Below are 14,770 nucleotides of genomic sequence, written 5' to 3'. Positions count from 1 at the left end.
ATGAAAATAGAGACCCAAGATATACTGAATAAGTGGAAGTTGTATACATTAACAAATAATAACGGTATGACAGTAAGTTTTTTGAACTTCGGTGGTATCATCACTGACATAAGCGTTCCAAACAGGCATAATCAACTAGAAAATGTGGTCCTTGGCTATACAAATTATACCGATTATGAAGAAAACCCAAATTTTTTTGGTGCGATAATCGGCCGCGTTGCCGGAAGAATTCAAGATGCTTCATTTACTATCCAAGATCAACCATATTCATTGGCAGCAAATGAAGGTGGCCATCATTTACATGGAGCAGACGAAGGATTTCATCAAGTAATCTGGCAGTCTAGTCCCTTTCAGTCAGATGATACAGTTGGCGTGAAATTAAACCATAAAAGTTTAGATGGTGAAGGTGGATATCCTGGTACTATTGAAGTTGCTGTTACCTATACATTGACTAATAATAACGAGCTCATCCTTGATTATTCAGGAACATCCGATAAAACGACTGTGCTTACTATGACAAATCATTCCTATTTTAACTTAAGTGGAAATCTAGCCGCCACGATCCACAACCATCATGTTACAATGGAGAGTGATGACTTTGTTGAACTTGATACGGAACTAATTCCAACAGGTAAAAAAATCAATGTAGTGAATACGCCATTTGATTTCCGAACTGGAAGAAAACTTGTTGACGGCATTAACTCCATATCAACACAAAATAGGGTTGCTAATCATGGATATGATCATTACTTTATTCTCAATCAAACTCAACAACAAAACATCCGTGTAAAAGAAGAAACGAGTGGCCGCCTGATGACGATTAAGACCAACCAACCAGGCGTGGTTATGTACACATCGAATACTCTCGATGAAGGACTTAATCTAGCAGAAGGTAATTCAAAACCTTATTTAGGTGTCTGTTTTGAAACACAAGCCTCCCCTGCCTCATTGCATCACAAGGGCTTTCCTTCCGTTATCTTAGAGGCCCATGAATTATATGACAAACAAACAGTGTTTTCATTTGGCATTGAGGGCTAGATCCGCCTTATAGGGCAAGAACTACTTATTATCAACTATATATTGTACAAATGAACATCTATATAAACTGAGCGAAGCTGCTCGTCTTAGAGCGTGAGGCATCCCCGAGCGCAGTAGCGATTTTAATGAAATTCTTTACATCAACATATATAACTAAAAGGGGCTATTTCTATGAAGTTTGGAATTATCGGAACGAATTGGATTACAGATCGATTACTGGCAGCAGCTAAAGAACATCCCGAATTTAGTGTCGGTGCAGTCTATTCAAGGACTGAGGAGACAGGGAGAGCATTTGCAGAGAAACATAATATCGAACATGTGTATACAGATATGATAGAAATGTTTCAAAGCGGTGATATTGAAGCCGTTTATATTGCATCACCCAATGCGTTTCATGCAGAACAAAGTATTTTAGCTATGAATAATGGCATTCACGTTCTTTGCGAAAAACCCGCTGTCACTTCCTTAATTGAAATGGATCAAGTAATTAAAGCATCTAATGACCATCAAACAACCTATATGGAAGCAATGAAATCAACAGTTACACCTACATTTCTCAACTTAAAAGAGAACCTAGCTAAGATTGGTCCACTCCGACGATTCGTATTTCATTATAACCAGTATTCTTCGCGTTACGATAAATATAAGGATGGCATTATTGAAAATGCTTTTAAACCCGAACTGGGGAATGGCGCTAAAACAGACTTAGGGGTTTACTGTATCGCGCCTATTGTGCATCTAGTCGGCGAACCTAAATCTGTACTTAAAAATACTTATTTACTATCCACTGGTGCAGATGGTCAAGGAAGTATGATCTTAAATTACGATGAATTTGAAGCTGTTATTATGTACTCAAAAATTTCAGATTCCCATTCACCAAATGAAATACAGGGCGAGAATGGCGTCATCGAAATCGATAAAATCAGTGATCCGGAAAAAATTATTATTAAATACAAAGACGGTCAAACTGAGGATATTTCTATTAAACATGAATTTAATACTATGTACTATGAAGTTGAAGAGTTTATAAAATGCGTGAAAAATAATCAAATAGAATCTACAATTAATACGCATGAAATTTCTCGCAGTGTGACAAAAGTTCTTACTTTATAAAAAAAGGTTGTGCAGTATGAATTCAACATTCATACTGCACAACCTTTTTTATTACTTGTTACACTTATTCGATCTTTACTCAATCCTTACACTTTTCCCCGTTTCCGCGGCTTCGATAATACCCAATACTACTTTCAATGAGGCCAATGCATCTAACCCAGTAACAATCGGCTCTTGATCTAACCGGACACTATCAATAAATGCATCGATAACACCGCTATTTATTTGATTGTCATTCGTCTGGATTGATTCAAGCTGGTAGTTGATTCTTTCTCCTTCTTTCATAATCACTTCAATTGGGTAGTCAGGGTTATTATATATTTTTAATATGCCATTTGCACAGTAGATTGTCGTACTATTATCTTCTTCTCCATAATATGTCCATGAAAAGGTAGCCGTTCCAATTCGTCCTTGTTTCGTTTTTAACACACATACGATATTGTCGCATACTTCAATTGGATTTCCGTCTTTATCCACTTTATCAAGTGTTCCTTGCATAGCATTTACTTGATCAATTTCATCGTCTAATAAGTAGTGGAGTAAATCGATTTTGTGAATGCCTAAATCACCTGCTACACCAAAGCCAGATCGATCTTTTTTAAAGAACCAAGTTGAGTTTGTTTTATCCACTCCCCACTTTTCCGGTCCCGAGTGTCCAAACGTCGTCCTAAAAGTGAGCACATCACCCAATTGGTTTTTCTCTATTATTTCCTTCGCCCTTTGATGTGCCCGGGTTAATCGTTGATTATGATCAACCATCAGTTTTCTCCCCGATCTACTTTGGGCTTCAATTATTTTTTCTGCATGTTCGATAGTTAAAGCGATTGGTTTTTCACATAATACATGCTTTCCACTCAGTAATGCTTTTGTAGAAAAAATATGATGAAATTCATTCGATGAGCAGTCACTGATCACCAAAATAGAAGGGTCGGCTAGTAATTCTTCCGCAGTTTCCGCTACACCACCGCCGAATAAATCTGCTAACGCTTGTGCACGTTCTATATTTCTATCATAAAAAATAATCTCACTAACATATGGATTGGCTTTATATTCTGGTGCATGCCGTAGTTTAGCGATTGAACCGCATCCAATAATTCCAACTTTTATTTTCAATTATACTCCTCCCCTCTATATTCTTTTTTGGAATATCAAATCATTTCTAATCGTTTTATGGTATTTTATCAAGATTATATTCGAGGTCTGCAATCTGAACAATAGCCCCGCTGTTTAATACCTATCTCATCCATCTTCGCTACCTTTCAATCATCCCCAATTTATCCTTTTCCACTTCTTCTCGAATGGACCAAAATTGTAAATCTAGTGCACCCGTGCTTTTTCCTCATCTAAATACTTCAAAACACTATCGCTTTCCCAGTCTCCGCAGATTCATAAATCGCATTAACAATCTTTTGAATAATTAACCCTTGTTCTGGCGTACTTAATGGGGTCTTGCCTTCCAAACAGCACGCTACAAATTGATTGATTTCAAGTTGATGTCCATTTACTTCTGGTAGATAAGCAGGAGTACTATCGATTAATGTGTTGTATTTCTCTTGATAAATTTTCAAAGGGAAAATATCGGCTCCCCCTTTATTCCCCATCAAGGAAACCTGCATCGTCTCATCTTTTTCGACATTTGCAGCAAAAGCAGTTTCCAAAGTTAAGGTAGCTCCATTTTTAAATGTCACCATACCAACAGCCATATCTTCTACTGTATAGTTTTCAAAGTCCCACTCACCAAACAGCCCTACTCCTTTTTTATGGCCAATTTGTTGATGGATTTTCCCCAATACAACTTCAGGCTCTGGATAGCCCATGAGATAGAGCGCGGTATCTAGCATATGAACGCCAATATCGATTAGCGGACCACCGCCTTGTAATTCCTTATTCGTAAATACCCCCCAACCCGGAATACCTCTCCTACGGATAGCATGAATGCGTGCTGAGTAAATATCGCCCATTTCTCCAGCATCAATAAACGATTTTGCGATTTCTACTTCAGGTCGATAGCGATAATGGAAACCGTACGTTAAAATTTTCCCTGAATCGCTAGCCGCTTTTACCATCAATTGTGCTTCTTCCACAGTCATTGCCGGTGGTTTTTCACACAACACATGACAACCTGCCTCAAGCGCAGCAATCGTGGCTTCTGCATGAAATTTATTAGGCAAGCAAACGCTTATCGCATCTAATTCTACGTTCTTAAGCATTTCTTTATAGGAAGTAAAGACATGAGGAATTGTAAATTGTTCTGCAACTTGTTGTGCACGTTCCTCTACAACATCAGCAATAGCGACTATTTCCACCTTATACCCGCTGTTCAAATAATTAGGGATGTGTACACCACTTGCAATTCCCCCAGCACCAATGATTCCAACTCTCAATACACTCATTCATAACACTCTTTTCGTTTTGGATTGTCTATAAGTTGTTGTTGATCATTCAATACAGGTCTACTATATGAATACATGCATTAATTTACTCGTCAAAAAAATTGCGCTGCATGAAAATCTACCTCATACAACGCAACTTTTTTCCGTTTGTTACACCCACCACATATCAGTAGGCTGATCTTTTATCATTACAGATTTCAAATTCGTCACTGCACGTGAAAGCCCTTCATCAACTGACATTAACGGATCCTCATGTTCAATACTCACAACATAATCATAGCCATATGTGCGTAATGCACTCATCATATCCGACCAATCTTGGATACTATGCCCACATCCGACAGATCTAAATGTCCACGCGCGAGATTGCACATCTCCGTAGGGTTGCATATCTGTTAAGCCATGCATGTTCACATTGTCCTGGTCAATAAAAGTATCTTTGGCATGGAAATGATGAATGGCATTTTCTTTCCCTAAAATTTTAATAGCCGCAACCGGATCGATCCCTTGCCACCAGAGATGGCTTGGATCCAAATTGGCTCCAATGGCCGGTGAAGTTGCTTCTCTTAATTTCAACAGGGTATAAGGTGTATGTACTGAAAACCCACCATGAAGCTCAATCCCTATTTTTACACCGTGATCTTCCGCGAATTTCCCTTGTTCTTTCCAGTAAGGAATGAGTTTTTGCTCCCATTGCCAGTTATAAATATCCGAGTACTCTGTTGGCCATGGAGATATCGGCCAGTTTGAATGTTTTGAGCCCTCATGTGATCCCGGCGTTCCTGAGAATGTATTGACAACGGGCACATTTAATAACTGTGCTAGTTTAACCGTTTTCACGAATGTGTCATGAGCGTTTTGTGCGACTTGTTTATTTGGAGAAACTGGATTGTCGTGACAGCTGAACGCACTAATCGTTAATCCGCGGGACTGAATTTTATCAAGATACGCCTTCCGTTTATCCTCACTTGCAAGTAGCTCATCTACATTACAATGGGCATCCCCTGGATTTCCACCCGTTCCAATTTCTATTGCTTGTAAACCTGCATCTTTTACATAGTCTAGCATCTCTTCAAATGGCATTTGTGAAAATAAAACTGCAAATACGCCTAGTTTCATGAATCGTACCTCCAATGGTTAGTCAAATTCTGGTAAACCGTTTTGTTTCCATTGATTCTAAAGCCGCCAGAATTACCTCTAATGACTTCATACCTTCCTCGCCATTAATGAGTGGTTCAGTATCTTGCACAATCGAGTCCACAAAATGTTCGATGATGTGTGTTGTTGTTTGACCACCTTCGGCATTAGACTGAATTCCACCTAATTCATAGTTAACGACTTCACCATTTTTATACTGAACAATTAACGAATAGTTTGGATCATCTTCTAGACGTAATGTAGCATGTTCACCATAGATAATCGTGGAATTATCTTCTTTTGCCGTATAAGCCCAACTAGCTGCAAGTGTTCCAATCACACCGCTTTCAGATTTCAAAATACAAACGGCATTATCATCAACATCTGTATTTTCTTTCGCACTTGTTTCAATAAAACCAGCTACTTCGACAAATTCTTCACCAAGTAAGTAGCGAAGCAAATCAGCTTTATGTACGCCAAGATCCCCCATCGCACCAATAAAGGCTTGCTCTTTATTGAAGAACCAACTGTCTTTACCGTCAACACTCCATCCTTCTGGCCCGCCATGTCCAAATGCAGTTCTGAAGCTATAGATTTTACCTACCTCACCTTTTGCAATTAAATCTCGGGCCTTAGCATGCGATGCTACAAAGCGTTGATTATGCGCGATCATTAATTTTTTATTATTATTTTTTGCAGCTTCAATCATTTCCGTAGCTTCAACTCTCGATGTTGCCATCGGTTTTTCGCATAAGACATGACAGCCCGCTTGTAAAGCAGCAATGGAAACAGGAGCATGTAAATAGTTTGGTAAACAAACACTCACTGCATCCGGCTTTTCCACTTCAAATAACTTTTCATAGCTAGTATAAGCTTTTGCTCCATATTGTAGTGCAATCTCTTGTGCTCTTTCTTCGATAATGTCACAGACTGCGACAATTTCTACTCCGGAATGGCTATTAAATTCTCCTAAATGTCTATTTTTAGCAATACTTCCACATCCAATAACAGCAACTCGTAATTTCGACACTTTTTTCACTCCTCTTATTGTTTTCATTGAATATGAATATATATGTTGAAATTAAGAATCCCATTACATCCGCTACAGCGTGAGAGGCTGCTTCCTGCCTAAACCAAGGATTTTCCCCGCCAGCCTTAGGATTGCGGCTATCCCTTTAAGAGGGCTTCACTGAGTTATAAAAGTATTCATTTGTTCAACATATTAGTAATTTTCTCTAACGGTTTAGCATTGCCATAGATTGGCGTTGGTGTGTTCGAATTGGTAGCCCATTTTGCTGCATTACGAATCACCTGTTGCACATCTTTATTGTAGTATGTAGGATATGTTTCATGTCCTGGTCGGAAATAGAAGATCTTCCCTTTGCCACGCTTAAATGTTGCGCCACTTCTAAATATTTCCCCACCTTCAAACCAACTAACAAAGACTAGCTCATCAGGTGCTGGGATATCAAAATGCTCCCCATACATCTCTTCTTTTTCAAGTTCGATATACTCCCCGATGCCTTCTGTAATGGGATGGCTCGGATCAACAACCCATAATCGTTCTTTCTCATCTGCTTCGCGCCATTTAAGATCACAAGTCGTTCCCATCAACGTCTTGAATATCTTAGAAAAATGAGCCGAATGCAAAACAATTAAGCCCATACCTTCCAATACACGCTTCTTAACTCTTTCTACTACCTCATCTTGTACTTCATCATGCGCAAGATGACCCCACCAGACGAGTACATCTGTATCATTCAAAACCTCTTGCGTTAAACCATGCTCTGGTTCATCGAGTGTTGCTGTTTTTACATGTTGAGCGTCCTGTTGTAAGAAATCTGCAATTGCTCCGTGTATTCCTTTTGGATAAATACCCGAAACAACTGGATTTTTTTGTTCATGACGATTTTCATTCCATACGACGATATTCATAAATAGTTCCTCCTTCAAATAGTCTGTTGCACGAATTTAAGCAACCGGTTGCATTTATATATAAAATTACGTATTCTCCTTATTTACAAAGCTGAACACGAATTTCTTTCCACAATAACAGTTGGTATGATAACACTTTTTCTAAACATTTGCGGATCTTTCACCAGTTCGATTAAACAGTTTGCCGATTCATACCCTAATTGAAATATTTGTGTATCCACAGTTGTTAATGGTGGATTGGCTACTTTTGATATCACTGAATTATTAAAAACAATCATACTCATATCGTCTGGTACTTTAATGTTTTTCTCACTCAAAGCAGTCAACACAATTAACGCATTTAAGTCATCTGAGACAACTAATGCAGTAGGCGGTTCAGCTAAGCCCATTAATTCAGTGATAACTTGTTTCCCATGATGAGGATCGAATTGAATATTTTTGATATAGCCCTCTGATACAGCCAACCCCTGCGCTTTTACCGCTTGAATGAAGCCATTTAACCTGGCTTCACTTACTTCAAACTGATCATCTTCACCAATAAATGCGATCTTTTTATGTCCAAGGTTTAGTAAAAAATCAGTAGCTTCTTTCGCCGCTTGGACGTTGTCATTATCTACAAACATGATCTTACTGGATTGAATTAGAGGTTTGCCTATGACGACGAATGGAATACCAGATTCTATTAAATAAGGAACGACTTTATCATCTTTTTTTGAGTATAAAACGATCATGCCATCCACTCTTTTTCCGCGTACCATTTTTACAGTATCAGCAAAGATTTCTTCCTCAGATTCCCCTGTGGTTAAACTGATACTAAAGTCATACTTGCTGCACAAGGCGCTGATACCCCGAATAACTTCTGGGAAAAAGGAGCTATGCATAAACTCTGACGTAGAGTTTTTCATAATAATACCGATTGTCTTCGTTGATTGTGTAGCAAGCATTTGCGCATTATAGTTTAAATGGTAACCCATTTCATCCATAACTTTTTGGACTTTTCGTTTCGTTTTCTCACTAATGAGGGGGCTATCTGAAATTACACGTGAAACCGTAGATGGGGCTACATTTGCTTGAGCCGCAACATCTTTGATCGTTACTGACATAACCTTCATCCTTTATAGTTTTATTTAACGGCACCTTCTGATACCCCTTCGATAATTTGCTTTTGCGCAAAGAAATAACCGATAATAACTGGAATCACGGCGATTGTTAACCCTGCTAATGCTAAATGCCATTGTTTTGTGTATTGACCAAAGAATAGGAACATTTTTATAGGAATTGTCGCACTCGAGTCCGATAATATCAGAGATGGTAATAAGTAATCATTCCAAATCCAAATCACATTTAATATTCCTACTGTAACTGAAATAGGCTTAAGTAATGGGAATATGATCTTCCAAAACACTTGAAATCTATTCGCTCCATCGATAATGGCAGCCTCATCCATTGAACTTGATATTCCAGTCATTGCACCATGATATAAAAATATAGATAAACTAGAACCAAATCCTAAGTACATAAAGATAAGGCCTGGACGATTCAACATATCCGCTTGTCCAAATAATGAGACAAGTGGAATCATAACTGATTGAAATGGAATTAACATAGCAGCAACAAAAACTAAGAAAATAATGCCACTAAGCTTACTCTTATTCCGTGCCAATGCATATCCCGCCATAGATGAGAAAATAATGATAATTCCTACACCTGAAACAGTAATTAGTATAGAGTTCAAAAGGGCACTCATAAAATCTAAATCAATAAAAGCCTTCACAAAGTTATCCATCGTATATTCTTTAGGTAATCCGAGTACATCCGTGAAAATTTCCCGCTTTGTTTTAAATGCATTAACAATCATTAAGTAAAAAGGTGAGAGCCATAATAAAGCAAGCAATAGGCCAAAAAATTCTATAATATATAAATTACGTTTACTTTGCTTCATTACAAATCCACCTCTCTTTTTTTATTAAAGTAAACTTGCGTGACGGCAACAGCGGCTATAATCAGGAAGAAAATAACGGCTTGCGTCTGGGCATAGGCCATTTTATTTTCAGTAAAAGCTGCTTTAACAATACTCATCGCAACCATTTGCGTGGAGTTATAAGGTCCGCCATTAGTCAACGACAGGTTTTGGTCATAGATCTGAAATGAACTAGACAGTGTTAAAAACATACTAACCGTAAATGCAGGTGCTACTAGTGGAAAAGTGATTTTCCAAAAACGCTGATAGCTAGATGCTCCATCAATTTCTGCCGCTTCTATCAAATCTTTTGGTATGTTTTCCAAGTAAGCAATATAAATAATCATAATGTACCCAGCCATTTGCCAAGATGTTAAAATGACTAGTCCCCAAAAGCCAGTTGCGGTCGTAGACAACCAACCTGTTAAGGCCTCAATTCCCAGCAAATCTCCTAATCTCCCAAAAACACTTATGAAAACAAACTGCCAAATGAATCCTAAAATGAGCCCACCAATTAAGTTTGGCATAAAGAAAACAGTTCGCATAAAACTACTCGTTTTCATTTTCCGTGTCACTAGCAAAGCTAGACCTAGTCCTAAAAAGTTAAGGAGTATGACGGAAGTTACTGCAAATTTAGTAGTAAACCATATCGCTGCTCTGAATTCTGCATCTTTAAATAAAGTGATATAATTCTTAAAGCCGACAAAGTCAGTTACTACCATACCATTCCAATTTGTAAAGGAGTAAATAACACCATAAATAAATGGGATAATAATCACAATACCTAAACTCAAAATCACTGGCATTAGAAATAACCAAAATGATAAATCACGGTTACGCATTACTTGCACCCCCAATATGTAGTACAGCTAACAAAAATTTGCATGAACTTTTGTTAGCTGTATTTTTCTGTAGATCAAATCATTTTCGTTCTTCTTCCCATTTAACTTGTACTTCATTAATCATTTCATCCCAAGCGATACCACCACTTAAATACTTTTGCATGCTAGCTCCAAGTACATTTTCACTCCAGCCCGTTGGAGCCCCCTGGAACACCCATCCTTGTATAGTGTTCCCCTTGGAAGCATATTCATAAATTGTTTGAGATAGAGGATCTGCTATTTTAGATGAATCATAATCTTTATACGCAGGAATAAATTTAAAGTCTTCTAATACAGCATTTTTACCAGTCTCAGATGTATACATCCAATTCAAGAAATCTTTACTTGCTTGAACTACTTTTTCATCACTATTACTATTTACAGCCCAATACATCGGAACTCCGGCTGGAATATGACCTTCCAATCCTTCAACAGGAACTGGAATAATACCGATGTTATTTTCAGCTAATTCTGGATCCATATCATAAATCGAGTTATAAACCCAGTTACCTTGTTGAATGATAGCAACTTTTTCTAAAGAAAATAATTGTTCTACTTGTTGGGAGTAATCTAAGCTGAGAACAGGTTGAACAGAATATTTATTCTCCAGGTCAAGATGCCTTTTCAATTCATCACTTTTTTCAAATGCTATCGTCTTACCATTAAAAGCCTCTATAGCATCATTATTGAATTCTGGTGCAAAGAAGATGTTTGCTAAATGGTTTCCAATTACCCATTTTTCTTTAGCTGCAAGTGCAAATACAGCGTCGATGCCTAGTTTCTTCTTTTGGCTGTCCAATGACTCAACCGCATTCTCTAAATCGTCAAAAGTAATAATTTCATCTGGATTAATTCCAGCCTCTTTAAAAATTCTTTTATTATAAATTAAGCCATAGCCTTCTTGATTAAACGGCAATCCCAGAACTTCATCACCATTTCGCACAGTGTCTAGTGTACCTTCAAGGGCAATTTTTGCTGCATCTGTATCGGATACGTCTGCTAAATAGTCTTTATACTCTTCAACAGCAGATGGCCCACCTACATTAAAAATATCTGGTTCTTCACCTGAAGAAAATGCCGTTTTTAAAGATGCGCCATAATCATTTCCCCCACCGACAGTTTTAACATTAATCTTTACATCAGGATTTTCTTTTTCATATACTTCTACAAGATTTTCAAATTGATCTTTAATTTCTACTTTAAATTGAAAAATATCAACTGTTACCTGATCCCCAGATGCATTGTCTTTTCCTTCGCCTTCCGAACCTGAGCATCCGACTAATGCAAGACTAGAAATTAGAAATACGGAAACTAAACCCCAAAAACGCTTCTTTTTTCTCAATATAATCTCCCCTTTTTTGTTTTCCCCCAATGAAAGCGGTTGCACAATTTAATTCTAGTAGCCATTAATTATCGACTTATCCCCCTAGACCAATCATGAAACCGGTTGCATTGATTTACATCTTTAGACTAACATCCAATTTCTAATTGTGCAATACAAATAATTGATTTATTAGATTCCATTAAATTTTAGGTGATTTCAGTTTTTACTTTTATCAATTATTTTTAGGTAATTTCTATAAAAAGCGGAAAAGCATAAAAAGGCAATAAGCGAGCCTGTTAAAAAGGGAAGGAAGAATCTGAAAACGTTTAGGCTTATATATAGGACTACACCACTACTAATTGCCACAGCAATAAATAATACTGGACTTCCTATCGTTAGGAGAAATGTATTTTTTAATGCAGTAATCAACTTCATATGATAATGAACTGTAACCGAAAAAAGATTGATTGAAAAGACAAATAAGATAATACCCAAAATCATAAAAAGAAACATCAAAATACTACTTTTATCAACAAAATAATAGACATCTACCGCCCAAATCATCCAAGCTATTGTTAAAATAAGGCCACTTGAAGCACTTCTTTTATAATTTTCTTTATAGTACCGCCAATAAGTCTTGAAAAGATGACTACTATCTTCATCTTTAATAATCCACCCTCTTACCATCCCAAACATTGCGGTCGTTGCAGGGAAGAATAAAATTGGCATTAATAGTATTAAGGGAATCAATAAAAGGGGTAATTCTTCTATTTGTTCAATAAATAATAGATTTAAAAGCAAAAAAACAATTGGTATATTAAAGAGAATCCAAAATAGATTAATCAAAGAAAACTTCATAATCCATTCACTAATGGCATACAAGCCACCCATAAAACCCGTTTTGTTGTTCATACTTATATCACTCCCTATTTTCTAAATTGAATGGTGTCATCGTATACAAATACCAAAAAGAGAGTTAACCACTTAATGTGATCACTCTCAATCATAGAAGTAACAAAAGGAGCTATCTCTCAAAGTTTCGACCTTCACAAAGCTTTATAGTGTATACTTTCTCTAGTCCTTGCTAGGAAAATGCAATGATGCCGCACCTAATAATCCTGCTTTATTACCAAGCGAAGCTTTCAATATTTCCACATTAGAAAAACTTTTCAACATTAATTCTTTTGCTTTATTAGTCACCATTGCTACTAATCTTTCTTGCTCCATGACCCCACCACCTATAATAATCGCAGGAGGATTAAAGATATGTGTTAGTGAAACGAGGCCATATGCTACTTCAAGTACCCAGTCATTAAGAACCTCTTCTAATTTCACATCACCTTGTTCAAGGCCTTCAAAAATCTTTCGACCATTGATATACTTTTTATCAAGTTGCGATGCTTTTTTTACTAAAGCTGTGGTCGATCCATACATCTCGTAACATCCCACACAGCCACAATTACACTTCTCGCCTCCAGGATGCAAAATCATATGTCCAAATTCACCTGCACCTCCATTAAGCCCCTTATAAACAGTGGAATCAATTACTATTGCTCCGCCTATACCTGTTCCGTAAGTTAAGCATAAGAAATCGTTAAAGTTCTTACCAGCACCAAAATAGTTTTCCCCTAGTGCAGCCGCATTCACATCGTTCTCAACTTTCACAGGAACGCCGAACTTAGCTTCAAAAATCGCTTTTATTTTCATACCCGTATAATTCGGAAAATTTTCATTCGCATAAATGATAGAGCCCTCTTCACTATTTACTTGACTGGCTGTACTAATACCAATGGCATCAAATCCTGTATAAGCGTCTATGATTTTCGTGATTATATTATCAACTAAATGTGGTCCACCCTTCTCAGCTTCAGAATCGAATTCTTTAAAAGCAGAAGCATTCCCTTTCTCATCAGCTATACACATCTTAATAGATGTTCCCCCAATATCCACTGCTACTATTTTCATATATTCCATCCCTACATTTCTTATTTTTTATACACTAAACTAGTTGAACTTGTCTGCGAATTAACTGTAGCACAAGTTTTTGATTCTATCCACCCAAATAAGAGACCTTTTAATACTTCTATCTGACACTCTAACAATTATTTCATACGTACTACTAGGACAACTACAAGGCGAAGTTTATGCAATGAATAAACGGGAGATTCCCCAACTAAAGGATTCTCCCGTTTCACCTAGATATCTGTATCAAATTCATTATAAATATATCTCTCGCCACTTTTTCCGTTCTTTTTCATTCAATTGTGCTTCGAGCGTCTCATCCCAGTGTTCTGACAGCGTATTCCACACCCTTGCATAGAGTAAATCCTCTGCCTCGTTATACAGATGAAATTCAATGCATGGAACCAAATCGACTTGAATGTCAGAAGCAGATACAATTTCAGACACAACAATCTGAACGTTTCCTTCTCCTGATTCTACGCCCATCGCTTTAAGCGCATCTATGAGAACCGAATCCTCAAGCTTCGCTACAGACCAATCATCAATTTCGCTTTTAAAGCGATAAAGTTCCTTCTCTTCATACGCAATATTCTTTATTTCTCCATTCAGAAATGCTTGATGGCATGGACTGTAAAGCGCATGTGTAGAGCCACTTTCTGGTTCATGTACGAAAATACCCGTTTTAAACTGCCGGACCCCAACTTCTGTTAAAGAGTAAAAACCTTCTCTTTTTTCGATTACACCAGTTCTCGACATTTTATCAATCAAATCATTGATAAAAAGCTGTTCAACGAGTAGAATATCACTCAACTCTTCAGCAGTTGCAATATCGGCTTTTCCAAAAGCAATCAACATCATTTTCATCAGAATATCCACTTTCGTGCGCATAACGGTTTGGTAGACAATTTCGACTGAATTAACAGGTAAACTCCATGATAGAGAACCCTTTATTTTTACATTAAAGTCCTGTTGAAGTTCTTTTGTTAACCGTCCCTTTAAGTCATTCATACACAGGGATCCCCCTATA

14 protein-coding genes are annotated in these 14,770 nt (G+C 37.3%); 2 read left to right on the top strand and 12 right to left on the bottom strand.

All coding sequences use genetic code 11. The annotated features are described in order from the left end of the window. Together MKY15_RS17370 and MKY15_RS17365 are read left to right on the top strand one after the other, a co-directional pair. The gene (locus MKY15_RS17370; protein WP_187047586.1) at positions 1-1,038 is read left to right on the top strand and encodes an aldose epimerase family protein; all 1,038 of its coding nucleotides are present in this window, start codon (positions 1-3) and stop codon (positions 1,036-1,038) included. 171 nt (positions 1,039-1,209) lie between these two features. Then, positions 1,210-2,151, top strand: a complete 942-nt coding sequence (locus tag MKY15_RS17365; protein WP_187047585.1) for a Gfo/Idh/MocA family oxidoreductase — start codon at positions 1,210-1,212, stop codon at positions 2,149-2,151. Positions 2,152-2,226: 75 nt separating this feature from the next. Here the strand turns inward: MKY15_RS17365 and MKY15_RS17360 are convergent, their stop codons facing one another. The 12 genes from MKY15_RS17360 to MKY15_RS17305 form a co-directional block, all read right to left on the bottom strand. Further along, positions 2,227-3,264 carry a Gfo/Idh/MocA family oxidoreductase gene (locus MKY15_RS17360; protein ID WP_342538100.1) on the bottom strand — a complete coding sequence of 346 codons (1,038 nt, stop codon included), beginning with the start codon at positions 3,262-3,264 and terminating at the stop codon, positions 2,227-2,229. Positions 3,265-3,503: 239 nt separating this feature from the next. Next, positions 3,504-4,544, bottom strand: coding sequence for a Gfo/Idh/MocA family oxidoreductase (locus MKY15_RS17355; protein WP_342538099.1), 1,041 nt, complete (start codon positions 4,542-4,544; stop codon positions 3,504-3,506). Positions 4,545-4,694: 150 nt separating this feature from the next. Continuing rightward, positions 4,695-5,663, bottom strand: coding sequence for a sugar phosphate isomerase/epimerase (locus tag MKY15_RS17350; protein ID WP_067208664.1), 969 nt, complete (start codon positions 5,661-5,663; stop codon positions 4,695-4,697). A gap of 22 nt (positions 5,664-5,685) precedes the next feature. Next, positions 5,686-6,711, bottom strand: coding sequence for a Gfo/Idh/MocA family oxidoreductase (locus MKY15_RS17345; protein ID WP_342538098.1), 1,026 nt, complete (start codon positions 6,709-6,711; stop codon positions 5,686-5,688). Positions 6,712-6,887: 176 nt separating this feature from the next. Then, the gene (locus MKY15_RS17340; protein ID WP_187047581.1) at positions 6,888-7,616 is read right to left on the bottom strand and encodes a ThuA domain-containing protein; all 729 of its coding nucleotides are present in this window, start codon (positions 7,614-7,616) and stop codon (positions 6,888-6,890) included. A gap of 83 nt (positions 7,617-7,699) precedes the next feature. After that, positions 7,700-8,719, bottom strand: coding sequence for a LacI family DNA-binding transcriptional regulator (locus MKY15_RS17335; RefSeq protein ID WP_187047580.1), 1,020 nt, complete (start codon positions 8,717-8,719; stop codon positions 7,700-7,702). A 20-nt stretch (positions 8,720-8,739) separates the two neighbouring features. After that, positions 8,740-9,558 (bottom strand): carbohydrate ABC transporter permease, encoded by an 819-nt coding sequence (locus MKY15_RS17330; protein ID WP_067208654.1) that lies wholly within the window; start codon positions 9,556-9,558, stop codon positions 8,740-8,742. Further along, positions 9,558-10,418, bottom strand: coding sequence for a sugar ABC transporter permease (locus MKY15_RS17325; protein WP_067208651.1), 861 nt, complete (start codon positions 10,416-10,418; stop codon positions 9,558-9,560). The genes MKY15_RS17330 and MKY15_RS17325 overlap by 1 nt, the downstream gene beginning before the upstream one ends. Positions 10,419-10,497: 79 nt before the next feature. Further along, complete coding sequence (locus MKY15_RS17320) at positions 10,498-11,799, bottom strand: ABC transporter substrate-binding protein (protein ID WP_187047579.1); 1,302 nt, start codon at positions 11,797-11,799, stop codon at positions 10,498-10,500. A 198-nt stretch (positions 11,800-11,997) separates the two neighbouring features. Next, the gene (locus MKY15_RS17315; RefSeq protein ID WP_067208645.1) at positions 11,998-12,693 is read right to left on the bottom strand and encodes a DUF624 domain-containing protein; all 696 of its coding nucleotides are present in this window, start codon (positions 12,691-12,693) and stop codon (positions 11,998-12,000) included. A gap of 162 nt (positions 12,694-12,855) precedes the next feature. Next, positions 12,856-13,746 (bottom strand): ROK family protein, encoded by an 891-nt coding sequence (locus MKY15_RS17310; RefSeq protein WP_067208642.1) that lies wholly within the window; start codon positions 13,744-13,746, stop codon positions 12,856-12,858. A 252-nt stretch (positions 13,747-13,998) separates the two neighbouring features. Beyond that, the gene (locus MKY15_RS17305; protein ID WP_187047578.1) at positions 13,999-14,751 is read right to left on the bottom strand and encodes a hypothetical protein; all 753 of its coding nucleotides are present in this window, start codon (positions 14,749-14,751) and stop codon (positions 13,999-14,001) included. Positions 14,752-14,770: the final 19 nt, after the last annotated feature.

This window comes from Sporosarcina sp. FSL K6-1540, from assembly GCF_038620285.1.
Taxonomy (GTDB): Bacteria; Bacillota; Bacilli; order Bacillales_A; family Planococcaceae; genus Sporosarcina; species Sporosarcina psychrophila.
This window is presented reverse-complemented; position numbering and strand designations above follow the sequence as displayed.